The following is a 22,783-nucleotide window of genomic DNA, read 5'->3' on the forward strand; positions in this document are numbered from 1 at the left end:
CTTTAGTCCTCCTCGATTGCTACATAGCGGCAGTAGCCATACCCTTCACTATTAACAAGTACTCGCTGTCCGGTCTCTGTGTTGATCACGCGAATACACCTGATTTCACCTTTTTCATTTGATCCGCCATCAGACTTTTCTATCCACGGTTGGTATTCGAAGAAATCCTGCGCAAAGGATTTGAACTCTTCATTATCCATCCAAATTTCCTTAGTCACTTCATAAAGGCTGCCTCTTATACTGTTGGTCATCTCTTCGAGTGCATCTAGATCCGTAACTTTTCTCCCAAATAACGCTCTTGGTTTCTTTGGCGTGGATGCAGTATTTTCTTCGTGTTTCATCGACTCAATCCCCCATCCTTAGTGCCTGTTCGAAATGCAGCGCTTCCGGTCAGATTGCGAAGTAGTATCTTGCGTGCTTCCTTGTACTCCTCACCGATGAGGCCAAGCCGTAGGAGAAAACAGCGAAATGTGTACTTTTCGTTGTCTGTTTCTTTTTCCTTTGCAATCACACGTTTTTGCTCTCTCGCCATCTTACACAATGCTGCCACAAAATGTGTGTAAGCTTTGATCTCCTGTGGTGTTGTAATTCTCTCAAACCAAGGGAATCGGACCTTGTCCTCTGTCACTTCAATTTCTAACGTTTCTACCCCTAGCGCCTTTTTAATAAAGGTTCCCTTGCTTTCCACTAGGCGTTTTAGGTTGTCCATCGCCCTATCGGTGAAGGAGGATCTGGGCATCTCAATTTCCAGTGCCAAGTATTCATCAAACATTGGTACATCGTTTGCCTGCATTCCATTTTCACCTTGGAAGCTCTCGCAGAGGGTACGCCCCATTCCCAATTCTTCGCAGCCATCCATTCTAATGTCCTGAAAAACGAGGACCTCATCCACTTGCCTTTGCATCAACTCCGTAATTGGGGCGTTGAAGTTAGTGTACCTCCCAGGATGATGCTGGTCAATATCCGGCACATCTTCCAGCGCACCCATGCTGCCAAGCCTGCTTTCATACGTGTCCGGTTCATCATATTCGCGACTGTCTCCGTCTGCATCAAAACCGACTTGGTGAAGTGCATCTTCCAGATCAAGGTTGTCGGGACCTGCGAGTGTTCCCACCTTGTCGATGTGGTAATCACCAATATCGTAAGCGAAGGTAGGTGCTCCAAGGTACTTTGCCGGGCACTCCAATACTTTGCTGATCGCTGCGATCAACGGCTTTCGTTCACTTCCAGTAACGTTGTAGCTAAGTTTCATTTTCAAAACCTCCTATCGTTTTGGTATGTACATACATCACTCTAAAGCCAACATATTGCAAGTGATATTTCAGAATATATGTACGAAATCGATGTGGAGGAGTTTACTCCGGTGCTGCTTATTTTCACTCTGTTTTAACCGTTATCGACTTCAGCTCCTCGTAGGTAATCTTCTCACCATTCCGAATCAGGAATACATCTGCGCTGGTCCCAACATGGGAAACGTACCGATCAACAATTACATCCACAAACTTTTCATCAAGCTCAACCATGTAACAAACGCGATTCGTCTGGTCACTACTGATTAGCGTACTTCCTGATCCACCAAAGGGATCCAAAACGATGCAGTTGGCAAGGCTTGAATTCTTTATGGGATAGGCAAGTAGCTGCAATGGCTTCATCGTCGGGTGGAGTTTCGATTTTGTTGGTCTGTCAAAATTCCAAATCGTTTTGTGTTTTCGATCACCGTAGAACCTGTGACTAGCAGTGGGTTTCCACCCATACAGAACTGGCTCGTGCGCATAAAGATAATCTGATCGCCCCAATACCGGTGCATTTTTCACCCAAATGCAGGTCTGGTGACAAAAGAAGCCAGCTTCTTTAAACGCGGATCTGAAATTCACCGTCTCCCGATCAGCGTGGAATACATATATCGCACCGCCACCAACGAGATTTTCAAACATGTTGCTGTATGATTTTTTGAGGAAGTCATGAAACTCTTTATCCTCCATGTTGTCGTTTTTGATCTTGCCGGCAGTTCCTTCATAGTCCACGTTGTAGGGTAGGTCCGTAAGAATGAGGTTGGCCTTCTTCCCATCCATAAGCTGCTCAAAGGTTAGCGGGATTGTGCTATCGCCACAGACTAATCGGTGTTTTCCGAGTAGCCACAAGTCCCCTTGCTTTGATATAGGCACTTCCTTCAGCGCTTCCTCAACATCAAAATCATCTTCTTCGATTTCTTTGTCATGGACTTTCGAAAACAGCTGTTCAATTTCCGCTGGTTCAAAACCTGTGAAATCTGTATTAAAGTCTGCTGATTGAATATCCACCAACAAATCTGCCAACAGCTGCTCATTCCATTCCCCAGCGATTTTATTGAGTGCAATATTTAACGCTTTTACTTTGGCGCCTTCTTTAATGTCAATGACCACACATTCAACTTCTGTTCTTCCAAGATCCTTAAGAACAGTCAACCTTTGATGCCCACCGATTATCGTCATGTCAGAATTGACGATGATAGGCTCTACATATCCAAACTCTATGATTGAGTTTTTGATCTTCTCGTATTCTTTATCTCCGGCTTTGAGCTTTTTTCTTGGATTATAATCAGCCGGTTTTAAATCCCCCACTGGTATCGTCTTCCATTTCATATCACTCATTATGAACCTCCTCATTTTCGAAAGGTCCGACATAAGGCCGCCTTCCTTCTTCTTTCCACCAGTATCTATCCCTTATGTAACACTCGTGCGAACAGTACTTCCTGCTTTTTTGGGCGTAGACTTTAAACTCCTGACCGCAATAAGCGCATGTGTATTCAAAGATAGTTTCCTCATTTCGCTTAATGCTGTCCGGATGTCGCTGCCACCAGTCTCGCCTGCAATCATCTGAGCAAAACTTCCGCTTTCGCCCAGTAGCCGGCTGTTTAAGATCCTTGCCACAGCTAAGGCATGCCTCCTGCTTATCGATCTTCTCTTTGATGTTGATGTTAAGATCTCTTGCAAACCCATCCAGACCATAGGCCTTGCAGTAATTTCTAACGATATCCCTTGAGAGTCCGGTGATAGAAGAAATGGCCCTATACCCTACACCTCTTATCCGGAATTCTCGTATTTGCTGTTTTTGGAAGTCCGTCATCAGTTCACATCCTTTGGCTAATTCGCCGCATAAAAAATGCCGTAAAACACTGCATTTAGCAGCTACTTACGGCGAAACTATAACTATTTGGCGAAACTATAAGACTTTTATTTCTGTGAATCCATTGGTAATTGACTGTTTCATGAAACCACACCTTGGAAAATATGCCTATTGGGGTATCCCCCCTATGGAATTTTGCGTTTTTTCACACGATAGGGGGGCGCGGTCTTCAGAGGCCCATTTTGTAGAGATTTTGACCCCCCTAGGGGGTACAATTTAGTAGGTGAACTCCTGATATCTATCCTCAGTCATCGTCTTTCGATCATGACAAGACTTGCACAGCGGCTGCCAGTTGTTTTCATCCCAGAAGAGACCATGATCACCGAGATGAGGAATGATATGGTCAACTACCGTCGCTACAACAAACTTCCCTTTTGCACGGCACCTGACACAAAGTGGATATCTCCTTAAGAATCTCGCCCTTGCTCTCCTCCACCGTCCGTTGTAACCTTTCTCCTTCGTGGTCTTTGCATCGGCACGGTGCAGATTATTATGCTCTTCACAAAACTTTGAGCCCGCAGGAACTAAGCTGCTGCATCCCGGATGCTTGCATGGGATCTTCGGTCTCCTCGGCATTATACTTGCTCCTTCCAGGGCATAGAAAAAACTCCGGATCTTTTCCGAAGCTCTACATGAATTCCGCATTTATATACCTTGTCACTATATACTATACCATAGGTCGGTACTGACATTCACTGACAACTTTTTGTTCTTTCAAATATTTTAGGACTTTCACTACTTTGAGTCCAAATCCAAGAGTCATCTAATTTTCCACAATATCAAATCAATCTTTTTCACTTCGGTAAGGTTTGTATCCGGAAAACGACTATCAAATAGTTCCAGAACTTCCTTGGCGCTGCTCGATCCCAGAAATGAATCGTACCACTCTTCCAACTTCGTATAAGCCTCAATTGTCTTCTGCAATCTATCATTTGAAGAGTAAGAAGGTACTTTGATATCGAGATTCTCCATTACGTATTTGTCCCAAACAGGTTTATTGGGATTAATCGTAGCAACTAATTTGCTGCTAAAAGAACTTTCTATTCGAGAAAACTTTTCATAAAAATGCTCAAGTGTCTCTTCGAAGCTAATTGCATCAGTCTTTTTCGCTTCCATAAAATCATAATAGCCTTGATAGAACTCCGGTTTTCGCTGTCTCATCCTATAGAATCCGTTGTATAATTTCTGAAAACTTTCATCCTTTGAAACATCAACTTGGTGTAACAGCTCCATGATCGAATTATACTTCGTTAATCCTGGTTGGATTTCATCAAGTGCTAGTCGTGCTTTATCATAATTGATCATACTCGTCCCCCTTGAAATCAGCAATTCTATTACGATCAATTATATCTCTTTTCAAAAGATGCTTCAATACATCCAGCATTAGGCATAGATAAAGCTCCGGATCTTCTCCGAAGCCATTACTCTATACTTCCACGTCTACACTATACCACAGGTCGTTACTGACATTCAATGACAAATTTCCTGTTTTACTCCCATTTTGACGTTTTACCCGAAATTTTATTGCGATTTAGGTGCTTCCTCGATACATCCCGTCAAAGAGTTTGCAAACTTCTTGATATCTTTCAAGCTGAAATCTTCAGCCATATCAACACAAGTCAGATTAACATCCCATAACTTCTCAACCTTTAGTTTGAATTTCTTTCTTTTATTTTGGATAAATAGTTTTGAACAACCTAATGTTTGAAACATCTCCCGATTCCATTTATAAATATAAGATTCAAGTGCCGATAAAACACTACCGCAACTTTCACATTTAAACGAAACCCTTATTATAGCATCCCCTTCAGAGTCGATGGCCCACCTGGGCTCTGCACTTCCACACATTGGGCACTCTGAAACATTCCCATTAATAAATCTTTTAGCTTCAATATCCTCATAACTCATTTCCTTTTTCTTCGTCATAATTACCTCCGCTGTTTTTTAATATGCTAATTACAACATGTAAATTAAAGTTTTGGAAGGGATTATACCGAGAAATATTGCTGTGGTTATCTTTCCACTGATGGCATAGAAAAAGCTCCGGATCTTCTCCGAAGCCTGAATTACTGGAATGCTGCGTTTCCCAAGAATTGAACCAATATAGCAAAGGCGTATGCTACAACACACGGGACTCCAATTTTCTATACCTTTACACCCTATACTATATCACAGGTCGGCACTGACATTCACTGACATTTACTGACAACTTTTTTAAAATGAAATCTTCCCTGTCGCAGGAGCATCTATTGCTAGTAATTTTGTCTATCAATTATTTTCAACTTGTACCCGGCGCTAACACCCCAAAGTCTAGTTTTTTAACATTTCAGCATTGTTATTTAATGATATGTTAATTCCATCGTATTATCCTTAACCCATGGCAAGTGATTTTCTTCAACCTCAATTGGCGCACTCAAAATCTCCGCTCTTTCAAATGAGACATTCAAAGCTCTTTCTTCTCTGCTTTTCCCTTTTTCTAAATTATGAAATAATCTTACAGCTACTTGCTGATAATACCAATTAGAATAACAATCTTTAAAATATATGGTTAGATTTAATGGACTTATTAGCGTATTATGTTTATTCTGTTTATTATCATTATCATAGACTCCCATTTCATAAAACAAAAAATTCATTTGCAGGCTGTCATCCTTATAAAGAACCGGAGTGATTTTATGTATTTTGTTTTTAACCACAAATATATCTGATTCACATGATATATACATATCATATAGTTCCCTTTGTCCAACATTATTAATACATATTGTGGCGTTTGCTGTGTCCGGTATGTCTTTTCGTTCTCTATATTTGCTTTCTTCTGTAAGTAAAAAATCAAATTGTATGTACGTCCATTTATAATCGTATACTCCCGACTCGATTTTAATTAGTGGTAATACTGTTCTCTTGTTTTCATAATCTCTTTTTTCATTATTCTTATCAATAGTAAATTTAACACCTAGATATGTGAATAACCCCCCTATTCCTCCACTATAAATTGATCCTAACCATTGTAACCATTCACCTCTATTTCCTTCAGAAACAACTCCTAAAGGAATTATTTTTAAAGAAATAAATGCCCAACTAAAATAAGTCAAAGCTATAAATATAAGCGCAATCTTTAAAATTTTCACTATCTTTTTCCAAACCATCAATAATAATACCCCTTTTGCATTGTCTCCATATTCACAAAGTTTTAGTATTTTATTATTCTTTACTTTCTTTCTAATAGTTTCTCCAATGTTTGAAAACATCAACACTCCCCTTTATTTAGACTGCATAGTTGCATATAATAATTATACTCAAAATAAACAAAAAATTCTAGCTGATTTCAAGCAATAATTTGAGTGTTTAAATTGCATAAAATAAGCCCCAGTTTATCGGGCCTAGCAAATTGTTTTTTGGTTTGTAATTACCGTCTTAAGTTGTCGCAGTTTGGCTCTACTGCGTCATCTCCAACTCCGGTAATAGTAAAAGCTCCGGATTTTCTCCGAAGCTCAAATGACTTGAATTCATTGTTTCCTGTCAACGTAGACTTATGCTACAGCATGTGACAATTCCAATTTTCTATACCTTTACACCCTATACTATATCACAGATCACTACTGACATTCACTGACAACTTTTTCCCCAACTCTTTCAGCGCTTTCCCGTGTATTCTAAACACTGTTCTTGGATCGTACCCCATTGTCTCCGCGATTTCATCCCAGCCTTTACCGTTTAGGTATCGCATATCCAATAGGAGCTTTAGATTTATGTCGGTGATCATATTAATTGATTCCCGAATCTCAATTTTGAGGTCTACCAAACGATCCACATCATCATTGATCTCTCCCTCCAGTTCAATGATCTTTATTATTGTATTTTCCAATCTGCTCTTTTCGTCATTGCTATTTTGGACTTTTACCTCTGAGAGGCTTGATGTGACTTTCGTGGCTAGGCTCCTCAGAACGACCAATTGTTCAAGCTTACTGTCAATTAACTGGTTCAACCAAAATGCTTGTGACAAATACTCTTTCGCCGTCATCACTCCACCTCCACTTCATCAAGAATGCTCATTCTCCCATCACAGTAGGTATCTATGATCCATCTTTGATCTATTGGGTCCAATGATTTGATTCTCTGCAATTTCTTTTTCTTTTCTTCTTTAACTTGAGCCTTCGTCTTAAAGAAATTGCACTTACTCCCCTCACATCTGCTGACTTCCAAGATGCTGCACTCACCTTTGTGGTAAGCAAAACACAGTTTCTTGTTTTTCACGATCACCTTGCAGTCAATGGAAAAGAATCTTATTGGAATCTCCCACTGCTCTGCCTTTTCAATTTCCACACTCATCCCGGATGAAATTTTATTCCCAAAGACCCAAAGCTCGCTGCACTGCTTTAACAGAGTTAGTCCCATGTCGATTCCAAGCTGGCGTTCGTCTGGATCATCTTCTTCCAGGAACTGAGGATACATCAAATGCGGAATTACCGGCACAGCACCTGTAGCCGTTGCAAACCGCGCATACCTTCTTGCCCGCATTGTGTTCCCATCGATGTCGCCGGCATAGGGACTGCAGATAAATACGATACTCTTTTCTTCTAGCACCTCATAAATTTCTGGGCGATCATAATCTATCTCTTTTAATTTATTTTCTCTCACGTTAATGTCCTCCATTTCTAATGTTTTCTATTCTGGCCTTCACTGCATCAATCAATGCATTCTGGCCAGTATGTTTGTTATCCAGTGCCATCATCACTCGCTGATCAATCGTATCTTTCGCTAAGATGTGGTGAATGACTACCGTATGTTCTTGACCTTGTCGCCAAAGTCTGGCATTCGCCTGTTGGTATAGTTCTAGGCTCCAAGTTAATCCAAACCAGATAATCGTTGAACCTCCCTCTTGAAGATTCAAACCATGTCCAGCTGAAGCAGGGTGGCACAGCGCAATTTTCATTCCTCCCCCGTTCCATCTGGCAATATCCTCCGGGGTGTTTATTTCACCCACATCAAAACGTTTCTTGATGCGATCCCTCTCATGTTTAAATGCATAGTAGATCAAAACCGGTTTCCCATTGGCCGCTTCGATTAGTTCTTCCAGCGCCTCCAACTTTCTCTCGTGAATCTGGTGCACATCACCAAACTCATCATAGACACTGCCTCCGGACATCTGCAGGAGCTTGTTGGAAAGCACAGCTGCATTGGCAGCATCTACATCACTTTCCTCCAGTGGGAGAAGCAGGTCTCGCTCCATCTTTCGGTAGAGCTTCATTTCTTCGTCTGATAATTCCACTTCCACTTTGTTGAAGATGATTTCCGGCATTTCCAGGTATTCCATCGCCTTCATACTGATACAGATGTCAGAGATCTTCTCATATATCTTTTCTTCTGCATCCTCGTTCAAAACGTAGTCTGCTGGAATGGTCCCATTCACATATTTACGTGGGTGGAAGTATCTACTCCTGTATCCACTGTAGGTTCTTCCTAACCTCTCCCCTGCATCAAGGAGATAAATCTGACTCCAAATATCTAAGAGCCCATTGGGAGCTGGTGTTCCTGTAAGGCCAACAATTCTTTTGATTTTATACCGAACCTTTTTTAATGCCTTGAACCTTTTGGCAGAAGGTGACTTAAAACTTGAAAGCTCATCAATGATCACCATGTCAAAGGGCCAGTCGTTTTTATAAAAGTCCACGAGCCACGGAACATTCTCTCGGTTGATCGTATAGATATCTGCTTTAGTATAAAGAGCCATAGTCCGCTCCTTCGCACTGCCAAGAACCCTGGATACCCTTAAATTCTTCAGGTGTTTCCACTTGAGCAATTCATCAAGCCATGTGATATTAGCCACCCTTAAAGGTGCAATTACTAGAACCTTTGAAATCTCAAATCTGTCTTGCAGCAGATCCACCAAGGCAGTCAGGGTGATAACACTTTTCCCGAGTCCCATATCCAACAGAAGTCCAACTGATGAATTCTCCAAGATAAAATCTGTGCAGTACTGCTGATACCCATGTGGCTTGTATGACAGCCTATCTTTTGGCAAGGTTACTTCCGACAAACTTATCGCCTCCTTCTGTTTCGAGTTCATCCAGTCTGTTGCCCCCTTTAATGCCATAAGTCCCATCGTTCTTATCAATCCTAAAAACTCCTTCATTTCCAACATACTTTTCTATCCCATCAAGCACGCTTGCAATTTCCTCTGGATTATCCAGGCAATAAACCAAAAATCCTAGCGACTCCAGCTCACCTTTTCTCTTTATCTGATTTGGTCGCATCTTCTTTCCAGGAGCCTTAACCTCAACAAATCCAGTCTTTCCTCCCTTTAGTAGCACCAGTCGGTCTGGGACACCATTGATACCAGGAGAGATAAACTTAAATGCTCTCCCACCTCTTTTCTTTACTTCTTTAACGAGCATCAGCTCTAACTCTTTTTCGGTCATTTCCACCCTCCATATTCACAAGTTTCTGCCATAAATTTCATCAAGGGTGATGGTCGGTGATGGGTATTTATATAACTTTATATATAGTAGTTTTTTTAGTCCTATAGAAAAGTTCTTATATTGACCTACATCGACCATCACCTTTTACTCTAAAAACTCAGATTTTACTCTAAGACCTTTTAAAAAATTACCGTTTTTCTTTCTTTGTTTTTCAAAACCTGCAGCATCCAGTGCTGTATAAAAATCAGTTGTGCTACGGGTAAATTCGCCAGTTCTATGGCAAAAGGCACGGTATTCATCATAAACCTCTCCAGATTTCGAAGTGCATGAAGTATCCACCTCACAGCACTCATCTAAGAAATGTGCAAGCCAGTCGTTATTCTCCTTATAAGCTTCGATGGCATCCTTCACTTTTTCCGGAGGCTCTATCTTGTAATTTGCATGGATGACTTTTCTTGCCCCCTCAATGATCCAAGTGAGCACAGCGCCCCCAGCATTTTCGAATAGATAATCGCCGTAGTTCTTAATATCTTGGCTTCCTTCAATCTTTGCAGCAAATGGGATCACAATAAGCCTGCGCCATGTGCCTTTATCAATGGCCCCGACCCTTGGCAGGTGATTGGTATAAAGCACCAGTGTATGGCTAGGTATGTAGCTAAAAGGATCCTTGTATTTTTTCTCTGCATAGATTTCATCCGTAGAGCAAAGCTGCTTCACATTTGAGGTATTTAGCCTCATGCCCTCCTCCATCTCTGCCGCAATAAGAAGTCTCTTTCCTTTCGCTTCCGCAAGCTCTGGTTTTACATTCCTACGACAACTGACGGTTAGCATATCAGCCGAGAGATTCCCACTGTAGGTTCCTAGCACCCTGGAGATTACATTCCAAAAGGTAGACTTTCCGTTTCGACCTTCACCATAAGCAATAATCATGGCTTCCACATAGACCTTACCGATCACTGAAAGACCAACGATTTTCTGAACGTAGTCTATAAGCTCTTCATCATTTTGAAAAAATAAGCTTAGCGCATCTTCCCAATTGTCCGCTCCCTTATCACCGGGATCCACTTCAGTCTGCTTGGTGATGTAATGAGACGGATCATGATCCAAGGTAGTTGCCAGCCCTTTGCGCAAATCATATGTAGCTGCTGGCGTGTTTAACAAAAACTCGTCCGCATCCAGGGTTCTTTGCTGGATTTCAAGCATTGGTCTTGCCTCTTTTAAGCTAGCGGCGATGTACTTTGAATCCCTGCGTTTGATGGCATAATTTCTGTACTTGTTAGCGTCTTCATACTTTTCAAATGAACGAGCTTGAAGCTTATTAAAAGCACTTGGCGCTTTCTTCAGTCCAATAGACGTGATGATATCCATGGCCCCATTTCGATACATCTCATCAAGTGCTTTTCTGATTTCTTTTTGAGCTTCCTCCAATTGCCTGGTTGTTAGCTCTTGGGCGATGGCCTGCGATTTTGGCTTGGACTCCTCCCAAAAGCTGCCGTTATAGACAATGTAGTCCGTAGACGGTGAGTAGCGAAGTTTCCCCTCATACTCTTTTGCAAGAACGCTGGCTTGACCGACATCGGAAAAATCACCAGGCTTTAATTCCAGCTCTACGTTGTATTCTTCCGGAAGGATATACCCTTCTTGATTAGCTATGTTCCTACCAAAGTTCACCGCACTGGCCCATATAAGTTTAAGCTCGAATGCCTCAAGGGGCGGATTGCAATCCTCAGCCTTTTTTAAAAACAAATCATAAGCTTCATTCGTGTTCCCATAGCGCTTTATAACTCTACCTGCATATCTAGACATGGTGCTATTTCGCTGACCTTCCGGGATTTCTGTCTGTTCCTCATCCCATTTCGCAAAAACATCACTCTCTAGGAATTCAATGATGCACAGCTCCCCTTCGAAAAACTTGACTTCCGGATTACTTGTCCCAAAGATCAATCTGGCACTATCGATAGCGTTCGTATCAAAATAGGGAAACGCCGAGACGATTTGCTGTTTTATAGCTGCGTATTCTTCTTTGTCCTTCGTTTCAGGAATCTGGAAATAAACATGGAACCTCGGCCGGGCAGCTTTGCTTCCCTTTTGCTTCATGTGATTTCTGCTGTAAGCTACTGCAAAGGGAACATCCATAAAAGCATTGGCCACATCAACGGAGGTGACCCAGTCTTTGGGATTATCCGAGTGATCGTTATCGCAGTCAAGCACGACACAATTTGACTTGACGAAGTTGGCATTGCCGCGGTAATTATCCTTGTAGTGAGCTGCTACATGGTCAAATATGACAGCTTTCGCCATAGAATCCTTATCCGTTACAACTACCTTGTTTGGATAGATGCAGTTTGAAAGATTCCCGATACAAGTTGCTGTGTATAAAGTAAACTCAATCATTTGTGAACCTCCCAACTCTCACGCTGAAGTGTTTAATATAATCTCTTGATGCCATTTATTTTTCCTCTCTTTCATGTTCAGTTGTCACCTAATCCTTCATGTAAAAGTCGCATTCATAGCCATCCGCATTCAGTGGCAAACCTTCTGACCACTTAGGACTTTGGCTCATGATGCTGCATACTTCTTCAACGCTGGACTCTCCTATCGGCACTTCACAGATCACTTCATCATGCACGTGAGCTACGATGGATAGTCCAGCCTTATCTAGTCGGATCATAGCCTCTGCAAGTAAATCCCGCGCTGTAGCCTGGACGATATTCTCTACAATCTTCGGTCCATAGGTTTCAATCTTTTCCCACTTTTTTGTGTTTCCTATCCCTTGGTAGGAGAGACCTTCTCTGCCGAATTGGTTAAGCTGGATCTTTGGTCTTACATACACTAGATTCCGTCCGGAAGGAAGAGTAACGAATAGCATTCCACTTTTGTAAGTAAAGGTAATCCCATGGGTCTCGGTACTCGTTCTACCATTCACCGCTTCAATGGCCTTTTGATCCACTGCCCACCAGAAATCCACTATGTTCGGGTTGGCACTGCGCCAGTCATCGATCAAACTTTGAAGTTCGTGTTCTTCGACTCCCATCTCTAATGCGCCCATGGCTTTTAGAGCTCCAACGCTGCCACCATAACCACAGTTATGAACTAATTTCCCCGATACGGTAAAACGATGATGCCTTCCGGCATTTTGTATGTCATAAACTCTAACCTTGCCTCGATCAACCGCCAGTTCTTTCGTTTCTCCACAACAGCATCTTCTGCTACTTTGATGATCTGAGTAAATTATCGCTTTCCCACCATCTCCTGTCTGCATGAGATGTGCGCCGCTGGCGGCAGCTTCTCCAAATTGTATTGGCCTCGGTTGCCCCTCGACCCACACCAGATGGTCAGTTGTAGCTCTGAGTCCGTCATACTCAATCACTTTCTTCACGCCTTTATAAATCACGCCATCGTGGCTTACCCATTCATTTCCGTCCCAAAGTTTGTGCTCTTTTGTGACATCTTCTATTGGGATAAGTCCTTCATTCGTTAACACTTGTTCACCTTGCGCGATACAGGCCAATTCTGAAATTTTCCCTTTTTGCCTGAGTGGACTGCCTTTTGTAATCTCCTCAATGGGTACATGAAACATCTGCGCGGCAGAAGCTTCATAAATCTTCCCGTGGGAACGAAACACATCGAGTCGCCACTTTTCACCAGCTAACCAAGACAGTACCCTTGCTTCAATAGCTGAAAAGTCTGCAACGACAAACCTGTGTCCCTCTTTGGGAATAAAGGCGGTTCTTATCAATTCTGATAGGACACCAGGCGTATTGCCAAAGAGCATCTGCAGATCATCAAATCGTCCCTCTTTTACCAAGTCTCTGGCAAGCTTCAAGTCAATCAGATGGTTCTGCGGTAAGTTTTGAAATTGTACCAACCTTCCAGCAAAACGCCCCGTCCTATTTGCTCCATAAAATTGGAACAAACCGTGGACCCGACCATCAGAGCAAACTGCCCTTTCAATAGCTTCATATTTTCTGACGCTAGTTTTGGCCATGAGAAGTCTCAGTTTTAATGCTTCTTCCACTTCCCCATCTGCTCCATCAACCAGCTCTTTTACATTTTTCTTGGATAAGCTTTCAACTTCCACACCCCGCTCTGACAACCAGTCTTTTAGTTGCGATACAGAGTTTGGATTCTCTAGACCGGTCAGTTCATAGGCTCTTTCTGTTGCAGCAACAGTGAACTGCTTGTCACAGGAAATTGCTTGATCTACCAGTACCATATCCACCATGATGCCTCTGTCATTGATCCGTTGGTCCAGCTCATAAAGATATTGCTCTGATGCTGGTATAGGATAGTTCTCAAGCTTCTTTCTGATTTCCAGCTCCACTTCCACGTCACGGATGTTGTAGCGCTTAAAGACCTCCCATTTATCCGGTGCATGATGCGGTAAGTTTCTTGTTCTGCCACCATTAGCCGCAGTTGGCTTACAAGGAACACAGAAATAGCGAATCAAAGACTTCCCTTCATCCATTTTCTGCGCATCAAGCCTTAATACTTCACCAACACCCTCCAAGTGGAGAGGAAGCCCAAGCATCGCTGCCTGAACCTCGCTACATCTCCATGAAGAGGGATCAAGATACACTCTCCGCCCAAATATTCGACTAAAATGTCGCATGAGCGCTACGCGCTCAAAGTTGGCATTAAAAGCTGTCTTGATGGTATTGCTCCCAAGTATTGTTTCAATGATTTCCTCAGGGATTTCCTCGCCGCTGGCCAGATCAACGATTTGGACTGTTCCTTCATCTATGCTGTAAGCAAAGAGTAGGATCTCGAAGTTCGGACTATCCGTGTAGCGATAAACGCCACATTTTCTTAGGTCAATATCGGAAAACGTCTCGATATCAATGGATAGTGTTTTCATAGGCACTCTCCATCCACGTTTAATACTAAGCCAGGAAATCATCATCTTCCTCGATTTCAAAATCGTCTTCTGCTCGGCTTTTACTACCTAGAGGTTCTCCGTCTTTAAGTTTCTGAACGTTTCCAAGTCCAGCCGCAATACCCCGGTTCCCATTGACGTTGAATGCGTACAGATTTATGCTTACTCGACCGTAGCAACCCGAATAAACATCACTTCGATCCAAGATGGGTTGTATCTTTCCATCCACAACCTGTGGTGCATCTTTGGAGTTAGCGTTGATGAAATAACATCCTTCATAGTTAAGATCATCCGGCCGATCTATATCCCCATCCCTTAGTGGCGTCTTTAGGTTTGCAGGAATTTTCCCTCCAAACTTAGCTGCTCCATCTTGCTTAGCTGCCTCAATGGCTTTCAAAATAGTATTGATGGTCTTCTTATCTGTCTTTGGAATGATAATGGAAATACTATACTTTGGATCACTTCCATTGATGCTTTTAGGCTCCCAAACGTTCACAAAACTAAATCTTCCTGGAACAACTACTTTCGTTTCTTTACTCATATTAAAATCCTCCTGTTATTTGAATTTGATTTGCTCTATTGAGCTTGGTTACTACAATCACTACTGTTGACATTTACTCTTCCACCTGAAACTCTGCATGGATCGGTGCTACTGCTTGACGTTTGTCCGTCTCTGGAACGAGGGTTAGTTTGCCCTTTGGTTTTTCTACGAGACTTCCTACGGTGTCGTTAAATTTCTTCTTGCCCATGAGCTTTTCCATCTCCGTGATAGTGATAAGGCTCTGCTTGAAAATATCTGTATATCCTGCGACCTTGGCTGCCTCTGCAACTGCGACTTCATCGGTGTACTTTCTCCTGGTTCTTCCTTCGACCAATTTGAATCCATCCCACTGCCTTCCTTCATTGATGGCAAGAGCTGTAGCATAGGTGTAGACATCCCCCGCCCATTTGGACAACTCATCAGCAAGACCAATTATTTCTGCTACCTCTTCCTCTGTAAGAAGAGATGGGTCCTGGAATTCGAACTTTAATAGCTCAAGGTTTTTCACAGCTCTCGCCCTACATTGATTCTTCGCTCTGCAGAACCTGCAGTGATCTCCGGCACAAAACTCTCCGCCTCCTGTGCTCGCTAATAGCGCCTTCGGTTTCAACTGTTCTTCCGCCCATTCGAGCAGTTCATCCACACTTATTTCCCATGTGGAAAAGTTATCTGCTCTTGGCTGTACAATAGCCATGGACACATTCTTTATGTCGTAGAGCATGTCAAACAGGGATAAAGCTCCTAATGCATACAGCATCATTTGCGGATTTTTCTCCGCTGAAACTATGACGCCTCTCCCGTATTTAAAATCCACCACATGAAGAGTTCCGTTTCCAACCACCACCAAGTCTCCAGTCCCAAACCCTTCCGGCACGTAATCGCTGAAATCCAGCTTCTGTTCGATAAGTATCTGAAGGTCCGAACAACTCATCTTCGACTTCTCAATCAGACCAAGGCAGTACTCCACGTAAAGGTCTGTCATTTCATCCATCTCATCGGATTGGTATTCGCTTGTGGGCTTTCTCGACCGCATCTTCAGCGCTTTTTTAAGCTTATGCTCCGCCAGATCATGTGCTGCAGTTCCTTCTTCAGCAAAGGTACTTGTCTCGTTTGGAAATTGCTGTTCCAGTTGCGCCGATGGTGGGCAATTCATCCAGCGATGCGCTCCTGATGCGGAGTAGACAGCATGCGCATTAGAGGATCCGCTCATTTAATCTCCTCCACTTCTTTAAGTGCGGCCGCATAGTGCTTTGGTTCCAGCGCTGATAGGTTGTTCACTCCATATTTGGTGATGATGGCTTTCACAGCCTCCCTGTGCCCGTCCCTACTCTTGTCAGCCATTGCAGCCCTGATTTCTTCGAGGGTTGGTTGGTGTTGCTCTGGAACAGGGGGCTCTGGAACAGGGGGCTCTGGAACGGTGGATTCTGAATCTGTGGCCTTACCAGCCAAAGCTCTGTAACCAGCCGCCAATTTTTCATGCCCCTCGGCTATGTTTAAATAAACTTCATTCATGCTCTACTTCCTTTCTTCATCCCATATTCTTATTCAGAGCAAAATCCTTGAAGATGCTATTCATTACAGTGAGGTCATCACCGGACAGTTGCGCGCTTAACCGTTCCAGTAACTCCTGTTGCGCAGGATTCAGGTACTTCCGGTTTAAATAATAACCGTCAGTTACCTTCACACCTCCACCATGACGACCACGGATTGTTTCCAGAGGATAAGAAAGCGATAGGATGTTAATGTCATTTCTAATGGTCCTTACATTGACGCCAAATTCAAATGCCAAGTTGGACATTGTTTCTCGTCTTCTGTGACATAAAGTTTCCATTATTTCCATTCGTCTTTCATTTGGTCCCATCACTTTCTCACCTCCTTCCCTTGCTCTGTGCTTAAAGAATAAAAGTTAAATAGGCAGGTTCATTTCCTATTTAAAAAATCTTTTAGTTAAATAAAAAATAGCCAGATAAGTAAGAATGGTTAGTTCTTACTCATCCGGCTATTTGGTAGTTCTGGTTCGACTCCGTTGCTCGGTATGGTTTACTTCTTTTTTGCTGGCTTTGTTTGTGACAAGGCGCTGGCAGCTACAGATTTGGTTTTTGCGCTAGTTCTGCCATCTCTTAATAGAGATGAAGCTTTACTCGCAACATTCTTGGATGTTTGCTTTCTATTGCTTTTAGCCATCTTGACTCACCTCCTTCATCAATTTGACTTTGAATTGCCATAATATTTGTTACATGGCTTTTGTCTTGATTTTATCGTCTTGGAAAGTTACATCTATGATTCGTCTACACTTGGGACATTTAATCACGATCTCTCCGTCTCTAGCGTTCACAACATCCATTAAACGCTTATTATTGCATGCGGGACATTTTAACTTTTTTCCTATGGCATCCACCTCCCCATTTTTCGTCTTGTTAGCATACTAGCGAACATTGACTTTAAAAAAATATCTTCGTCCACATTTCCAGTCACGTTAGCTTTCACGCGAACATGACTGGAAAAAAATAATACCGCAGTAACTTTTCAAACTGCTATGCTTCCAGAAGTCTAACTCCTAATGTCTGTACTCGAATTTCCGCCGCTTGTTTAGAGACCTGGAAAGTATTAGCCAATTCCTCAATGACGAGTGTATTAATATAACCTGGAGAAAACCCCATCCACATATATTTGTTGACTCGCGTGCCTACTCGATATTTGCCAAATAACTCTGCCGCTTTTCTTCGAAACATCGCTGCTGGCATTAAAATTGCCGCTGCCAAGTTGTCTGCTTGCCATTCCATCCAATCTTCAGGAGTTTGAAGAAAGTGGACTCTTTCTTGTGGGCAACGACACGCCTTTGCCAATGATGGATCTATCAACCCCAACAAATAGAAACGGAACTGATGAATATGCCAATGTACCATTTCATGGGTAATGGTGAAACGTTCCCTGCCCCTATTCCTTTTGGCCCCGATATCGCTCTCTACAAGGAGTGTGCCCTTTTTATAGGTTCTGAGAACATACTTCTCTCTTTTGCGATCGTATATCTCAACCAGTCCATCCGAAAATATCATCATACCCAGCGTCTCGCAAGCTTCATCAATATTGACATAGTCGATATCTAGATTCATTTTCAGTTCCGCAATTTCCTCAACTGGAACCGGCATAGGTCTCTCTAAAGCCTCCGGACAGTAACGCTTTAAAAACTTTGTTGCTTCAACATCCATATCCTTCTTACTCAAAACCGGTACACAATAATTGTTTAGCATCATAGGCAACACCTCCTTGTTTTCTAACTTCAAGCTTTTTTATTGTTCTTCATCAAGTGCTTTGATAAAGTCTTCCCATGCTTTTGTTGTCGATTCGCTACCATCTGATTCGCTCTTTTTTCGTGCTTTTCTGAGCGCTGTTCTAGCAAGATCACTCTCTTTGATGTACTGAGGTAAATCCATAGGAATTTCATCCCTGTCATCGGATGCCATGTCTACCATTTCATCCAATTCGCCATTGCTTAGTCCTAGGATATTCGCTAGTTGCTGGAGAATAATCAGATTGGGTGGATTTCTTCTTCCCTTCTCGATATCGCTCCAATACGCCGGTGACAAATCAAGTAACTCTGCCATGCCCCTTAAACTAATTTCCTTCTCTTTCCTCTTGTTAGCTATAAATTCTCCAAATTGATTAGGACTCATAAAAAATTCACCTCCAATTTATATTTTTAATACCCTGTAAATCAAGGATATCAGCCATTTGGCTATTTAAAACAAGGACTGTTGGTGATCTTTCTGGTCTTTAATAAAACCTAAACCCTTTAGCCGTATTTTTGCAGCTGTTAATGACACATCAAATATGTCCGCTATCTCACAGGCTATTAATTCAGCCTTTATATCCGTTTCAAAATCTGTGCCTAACTTGCAGTATCCAATTTGAATTTTCGCCGCTTGAAATTTACCGCTCGCAACTTTACAAAATGCTTTTTTCGGCATGAGCATTGTTGAAGCCAAATAATCCGCTTGCCACTCCATCCACTCTTCATCTGTTTTAAAGTCTTTATTTCTGTGACTTTCAATATCTACAGTACGACACTTGATTAGTGGTAGATTCTGTTGCGCAACATCCATTACATCGAAAAGGGAAATTTGGCTCTTGTCTTTTAAGTATAGATGCCTATGCAAAATCCAATGAGCAGCTTCATGTGCCAGAGTAAATCTACCTCGTCTGCGTTGATCATCTTCTAGAAGCATATTGTCAACAATAATAGTCTTCTCATTGACAGGAATTCTCTTTGCCTTATTTCTTTCTGAGTCATATACTGGTATATGACAATCATTAAAGACAATCATGCCTAGTATTGAGCCATCATGCGTCAAATCCTTGTAGTCCATCTCCAATTCTGCATAGTTTTCTACGAAAAGTTCTACATCCAAAACTCCTGGATCCGTGACCAGACTAGGTTTGTACGAATACATTACTGCCTCTGCCATAGATTCAATCTCTTTTCTAGAAAGAACCGGTACTCCATTACGTTTTGTTTTGAAATCCAACGAGATCATTTGATTACACCTCTTCAAGATTGCTTGTATGCTTCTATGCGAACATTATACTATGAGAAAATCTCCCTTGTCAATTGTCTGAAGGAAGATTTTTTATTTCATAAGTTATTTTACGATGATCTTAAATTTTACAATTCATAATCTCCGGATGTAGATACATTTATTCGAGTCGTACCAAACTACTAACATAATAATTGAATACTTATCTAACGCTACTAATCGGAATTGCATCAATTATCTCTTTAAGTGCCGTTGATTTATAAACAATTCCTAACCCAATAACTTCTTGAGTCGAAAGCACGGATGATTTTGAAGTTGACAATGATTGAAGTTTATTATTGCGAATCATTGTGGCCGCAACAACTCCTAACAACTTTATTTTTGGGGTGCCACCAATAGTAATATTGCCAGTTTTCCAATGTTCAACACTAAGATTTATTATTAATGGACTGCCACTTGAACCTGGAAATACTTGAGCATCAATTATAAAAATTGGCTCATTATTGTAGTTAACTTTTGGATGACTTGAAATCACTCCGGTGCGTATAAGCGGGAGATTATTTTTTTGGTCAAATCTATTATCAGGATATCCGATGAAAGCAACATTCTGGGCTACTGATAACTCTTCTTCTGCAAAATCCGCTAGCATTTCATAACCGATCGCTTTAAAAAATAAAAACGGAAAGCTAATAAACAATCCCGTAACAGACATAACCGCAATATCCACACTAGGATTTGAATGTATATGCAAATTCTTAACTATATCTGAAATAGGAAATGTCATAGTTTTACCTATCTCAGGTTCTTGCCCTGAGGTGTCCTTCTGTGTGAATGTTAATCTTATTTTATCTGATGCAAATAAAACATGCTTATTAGATACCAAATAGACAACATATTCTTGAGGGTGTACTTCTCTTTTAATAAGAAATCCTGTGCCAATACTCACTACTTCATCTTTTTCATCAAGCGATTCAATTCTTAAAGTCGAGAATAGAAGCTGCTCTTCAATGGTGGTCAATTTCATTATAACCCTCCTTGTTTTCAACTCTTTCATATCCCTGTTACCATTTATTTAGTCTTAGTTGTCAGGATCCATATCATCGATATAACCAATTTCTAATCTTTTGCTTCTGTTATTGTAATGAAATATTATCATTTGTGAATATTTCTCATTATCAATTACATCGCAATATTCAACATTCATTTCAAATCCAATGTTTTCGTTTAGCCTTGGTATTTCAAACTTAAAAACTAGTTCTATTGTTTCTTCTTTATAAAGCCATCTATGAAAATCTTCCTCAAGTGAGTATTCCGGAGCAGATTACACCACCTGTCCGGTGCTCGGAAACCATGATTCCGTCATAATGGAAACTGCAATAGTGGTACAGTGCACCATGTGACTTATAATATATTCATACATCATTTGATGTAAATATATTATAGGGAGGTCATTTCTATGACCAAATATCTTGAAATTTTGCGGCTTAGCTCTAACGGCTTAAGCCAACAGAACATTGCTTACAGCTGCAGTGTTTCGAAAAAGACCGTTAACAAGGTCTTAAAAAGAGCTAGAGAATTAAACATTTCTTGGCCTTTGGATGGCGGTAATTGTCAACATAGTTGTCGCTTTTCTCAAATATGCTAGCATGCTTTTTCATTGTTTTTCTCTTTTGATGGATTCAGCCAAACGGCTTGTTCCATGGTGCAGTTTTGAACCGGTCCGGTCCATCGTTCAGGGTTCTTTGCCTTTGCAGTTTCCAGTATTTCTTTTCTTCTTTGAAGGATCTCATCGGACGATCCATTGTGTCTTTGGTTGGGAGTCAAAAATTTCAAGCTGCTGTGGTGGTGGTCATTATTATAATAATCAACGAAGGCATCGACCCATCTGCGGGCAGTTTCAATATCCAAAAATCCATTATGGGGAAAAGATGGCATGTATTTGACCGTTCGGAACATTGACTCAATATAAGCATTGTCATTGCTCACTCTTGGCCTGCTGTTGGATCGCACGATCCCTAGATTATACAGCGTTGTCAACAAGGAAGCACCTTTCATCGGACTTCCGTTATCAGAATGTAACACCAAAGGCTCGTTCTTCATCAATACATTTTCGGAGTACACAGCCTTCTTCACAAGAACACTGGCGTTTTCAGAACTCTCGTGATCCCAGATTTCCCAGCCAACCACTTTGCGGCTGAATAAATCAATGATCATGTACAGGTAATAATATATTCCTTTCACGGGTCCTGGAAGCCAGGTGATATCCCACATCCAGACCTGATTGGGACCTGTTGCACAATGTGTTGTAATATTCTTGCTAATGGGTGCTTTGGCATAACCACGATGGTTGACCTGACCAAAATATCTCAAGACCCGATAATAACTTGAAATCGAGGCTATATATGTTCCTTTTTCATCAATGAGCTTATGAAAGACTTGGTTTGGGGAAAGGCTTCGATGTTCCTTTTGGTTCATCACCTGCAGGATCTTCTTCTCCTCCTCCAAATGCAACTTGTTTGCAGGTATGGGTCTTAGCGCATCCGGACGACCGTCTTTTGTGTCGTTACCCTGAACTTTCCAGCGCTGGTAGGTCCTCTCGCTAATGCCGACGACTTCGCAGGCTTTGAACTGTCTGGCTCCTGAAAAGACTGCTTCGTCGATGGCTACAATCACTTTGATGCGATTTGATTGGCTGGTCAATCTTCCTCGTCCGAACTCCAAATCGCTTGCATCTTTTTTTTTAACACCAGGAGTGCCGCAGCTTCGGCAAGCGCTTTCTCCTTGCGCTCCAGTTCCTTTTTTGTACGTTTAAGCTCGGCTTGACTGTCCTTGAGTTCTTTTTTGACCTTGGATTCTTCATCTGTTTCACCGGTGATGATCGCTTGCTTCCAAGACTCGATTTCCTCCGTATATATGCCATTGCATCGGCAAGTTTCTGAGAGCTCACATTTGTTGAGCGGACTGGTCTCAATAATGATTTGCAACTGCATTTCTTTTGAATATTTTTGTTTGGAGTCTGTATTATCCTGATAGACAGTTCCTTTGATTTTTGCCCTTTTACGCCATTTATACAGGGTCTGCTCATGGACATGATACTCATCAACCAGTTCCTTAATAGACTTGTTTTCGGGTGGTAACATCAACTTGATTAATTTGTCTTTAAATTCTTTACTGTAGGTAGCCATATTGATCCTCTCTCTCTTGGCTACTAGCATATATTATTTTTGATCACCCGACAACTACC

At 41.7% G+C, this 22,783-nt stretch carries 26 protein-coding genes; 1 reads left to right on the plus strand and 25 read right to left on the minus strand.

The features are described from left to right. Window positions 1–2: 2 nt before the first annotated feature. The 23 genes from J0B03_RS05665 to J0B03_RS05775 all read right to left on the minus strand — a co-directional run bounded on the left by J0B03_RS05665 (window position 3) and on the right by J0B03_RS05775 (window position 20,563). Window positions 3–341 (minus strand): hypothetical protein, encoded by a 339-nt coding sequence (locus J0B03_RS05665; RefSeq protein ID WP_207300881.1) that lies wholly within the window; start codon window positions 339–341, stop codon window positions 3–5. Next, a complete protein-coding gene (locus J0B03_RS05670) occupies window positions 338–1,252 on the minus strand; it encodes a virulence protein (RefSeq protein ID WP_207300882.1) in 915 nt (304 codons plus the stop codon). The genes J0B03_RS05665 and J0B03_RS05670 overlap by 4 nt, the downstream gene beginning before the upstream one ends. 124 nt (window positions 1,253–1,376) lie before the next feature. Then, a complete protein-coding gene (locus J0B03_RS05675; protein WP_207300996.1) occupies window positions 1,377–2,621 on the minus strand; it encodes a site-specific DNA-methyltransferase in 1,245 nt (414 codons plus the stop codon). 1 nt (window position 2,622) lies between these two features. After that, window positions 2,623–3,105 (minus strand): RNA polymerase subunit sigma-70, encoded by a 483-nt coding sequence (locus J0B03_RS05680; protein ID WP_207300883.1) that lies wholly within the window; start codon window positions 3,103–3,105, stop codon window positions 2,623–2,625. A 276-nt stretch (window positions 3,106–3,381) separates the two neighbouring features. Further along, window positions 3,382–3,810, minus strand: a complete 429-nt coding sequence (locus J0B03_RS05685) for an HNH endonuclease signature motif containing protein (protein ID WP_309485118.1) — start codon at window positions 3,808–3,810, stop codon at window positions 3,382–3,384. Between the two features lie 114 nt (window positions 3,811–3,924). Continuing rightward, window positions 3,925–4,470 carry a hypothetical protein gene (locus tag J0B03_RS05690; RefSeq protein ID WP_207300885.1) on the minus strand — a complete coding sequence of 182 codons (546 nt, stop codon included), beginning with the start codon at window positions 4,468–4,470 and terminating at the stop codon, window positions 3,925–3,927. 216 nt (window positions 4,471–4,686) lie between these two features. Further along, window positions 4,687–5,091: a hypothetical protein gene (locus J0B03_RS05695; RefSeq protein ID WP_207300886.1), complete on the minus strand. Its 405-nt coding sequence runs from the start codon at window positions 5,089–5,091 to the stop codon at window positions 4,687–4,689. A gap of 413 nt (window positions 5,092–5,504) precedes the next feature. Beyond that, window positions 5,505–6,416, minus strand: a complete 912-nt coding sequence (locus J0B03_RS05700; protein WP_207300887.1) for a hypothetical protein — start codon at window positions 6,414–6,416, stop codon at window positions 5,505–5,507. Window positions 6,417–6,754: 338 nt separating this feature from the next. Next, entirely contained in the window at window positions 6,755–7,189 is a 435-nt protein-coding gene (locus J0B03_RS05705; RefSeq protein WP_207300888.1) for a DUF1492 domain-containing protein, read from the minus strand. After that, window positions 7,189–7,806: a DUF7768 domain-containing protein gene (locus tag J0B03_RS05710; RefSeq protein WP_207300889.1), complete on the minus strand. Its 618-nt coding sequence runs from the start codon at window positions 7,804–7,806 to the stop codon at window positions 7,189–7,191. The genes J0B03_RS05705 and J0B03_RS05710 overlap by 1 nt, the downstream gene beginning before the upstream one ends. Before the next feature lies 1 nt (window position 7,807). Then, window positions 7,808–9,175 carry an SNF2-related protein gene (locus tag J0B03_RS05715; RefSeq protein WP_207300997.1) on the minus strand — a complete coding sequence of 456 codons (1,368 nt, stop codon included), beginning with the start codon at window positions 9,173–9,175 and terminating at the stop codon, window positions 7,808–7,810. A gap of 1 nt (window position 9,176) precedes the next feature. After that, complete coding sequence (locus J0B03_RS05720) at window positions 9,177–9,587, minus strand: VRR-NUC domain-containing protein (protein WP_309485119.1); 411 nt, start codon at window positions 9,585–9,587, stop codon at window positions 9,177–9,179. 144 nt (window positions 9,588–9,731) lie between these two features. Next, entirely contained in the window at window positions 9,732–11,981 is a 2,250-nt protein-coding gene (locus J0B03_RS05725; RefSeq protein ID WP_207300890.1) for a phage/plasmid primase, P4 family, read from the minus strand. 88 nt (window positions 11,982–12,069) lie between these two features. After that, window positions 12,070–14,445 (minus strand): DNA polymerase, encoded by a 2,376-nt coding sequence (locus tag J0B03_RS05730; RefSeq protein WP_207300891.1) that lies wholly within the window; start codon window positions 14,443–14,445, stop codon window positions 12,070–12,072. Window positions 14,446–14,470: 25 nt separating this feature from the next. Further along, entirely contained in the window at window positions 14,471–15,004 is a 534-nt protein-coding gene (locus J0B03_RS05735) for a DUF2815 family protein (protein ID WP_207300892.1), read from the minus strand. Between the two features lie 73 nt (window positions 15,005–15,077). Further along, window positions 15,078–16,214, minus strand: a complete 1,137-nt coding sequence (locus J0B03_RS05740) for a DUF2800 domain-containing protein (RefSeq protein WP_207300893.1) — start codon at window positions 16,212–16,214, stop codon at window positions 15,078–15,080. Continuing rightward, the gene (locus tag J0B03_RS05745) at window positions 16,211–16,516 is read right to left on the minus strand and encodes a hypothetical protein (protein ID WP_207300894.1); all 306 of its coding nucleotides are present in this window, start codon (window positions 16,514–16,516) and stop codon (window positions 16,211–16,213) included. Before J0B03_RS05745 ends, J0B03_RS05740 begins: the two co-directional genes overlap by 4 nt. Window positions 16,517–16,532: 16 nt before the next feature. Further along, entirely contained in the window at window positions 16,533–16,865 is a 333-nt protein-coding gene (locus tag J0B03_RS05750; protein ID WP_207300998.1) for an HTH domain-containing protein, read from the minus strand. A gap of 179 nt (window positions 16,866–17,044) precedes the next feature. Further along, the gene (locus J0B03_RS05755) at window positions 17,045–17,188 is read right to left on the minus strand and encodes a hypothetical protein (protein WP_207300895.1); all 144 of its coding nucleotides are present in this window, start codon (window positions 17,186–17,188) and stop codon (window positions 17,045–17,047) included. A gap of 350 nt (window positions 17,189–17,538) precedes the next feature. Continuing rightward, window positions 17,539–18,258: an ImmA/IrrE family metallo-endopeptidase gene (locus tag J0B03_RS05760; RefSeq protein WP_207300896.1), complete on the minus strand. Its 720-nt coding sequence runs from the start codon at window positions 18,256–18,258 to the stop codon at window positions 17,539–17,541. 36 nt (window positions 18,259–18,294) lie between these two features. Then, window positions 18,295–18,678, minus strand: coding sequence for a helix-turn-helix domain-containing protein (locus J0B03_RS05765; protein WP_207300897.1), 384 nt, complete (start codon window positions 18,676–18,678; stop codon window positions 18,295–18,297). Between the two features lie 66 nt (window positions 18,679–18,744). Next, window positions 18,745–19,539 (minus strand): ImmA/IrrE family metallo-endopeptidase, encoded by a 795-nt coding sequence (locus J0B03_RS05770; protein WP_207300898.1) that lies wholly within the window; start codon window positions 19,537–19,539, stop codon window positions 18,745–18,747. Between the two features lie 202 nt (window positions 19,540–19,741). After that, complete coding sequence (locus J0B03_RS05775; RefSeq protein WP_207300899.1) at window positions 19,742–20,563, minus strand: S1 family peptidase; 822 nt, start codon at window positions 20,561–20,563, stop codon at window positions 19,742–19,744. A 432-nt stretch (window positions 20,564–20,995) separates the two neighbouring features. On the opposite strand from J0B03_RS05775, the gene J0B03_RS05780 reads away from it, so the two are divergent. Further along, window positions 20,996–21,184 (plus strand): LuxR C-terminal-related transcriptional regulator, encoded by a 189-nt coding sequence (locus J0B03_RS05780; protein WP_246798202.1) that lies wholly within the window; start codon window positions 20,996–20,998, stop codon window positions 21,182–21,184. On the opposite strand, the gene J0B03_RS05785 is transcribed toward J0B03_RS05780, so the two are convergent. Continuing rightward, window positions 21,181–22,239, minus strand: a complete 1,059-nt coding sequence (locus J0B03_RS05785; RefSeq protein ID WP_207300900.1) for an IS3 family transposase — start codon at window positions 22,237–22,239, stop codon at window positions 21,181–21,183. The two genes, J0B03_RS05780 and J0B03_RS05785, sit on opposite strands and share 4 nt — an antisense overlap. Further along, a complete protein-coding gene (locus J0B03_RS05790; protein WP_207300901.1) occupies window positions 22,236–22,724 on the minus strand; it encodes a transposase in 489 nt (162 codons plus the stop codon). The genes J0B03_RS05785 and J0B03_RS05790 overlap by 4 nt, the downstream gene beginning before the upstream one ends. Window positions 22,725–22,783: the final 59 nt, after the last annotated feature.

The organism is Alkalibacter rhizosphaerae, from assembly GCF_017352215.1.
Classification (GTDB): Bacteria; Bacillota; Clostridia; order Eubacteriales; family Alkalibacteraceae; genus Alkalibacter; species Alkalibacter rhizosphaerae.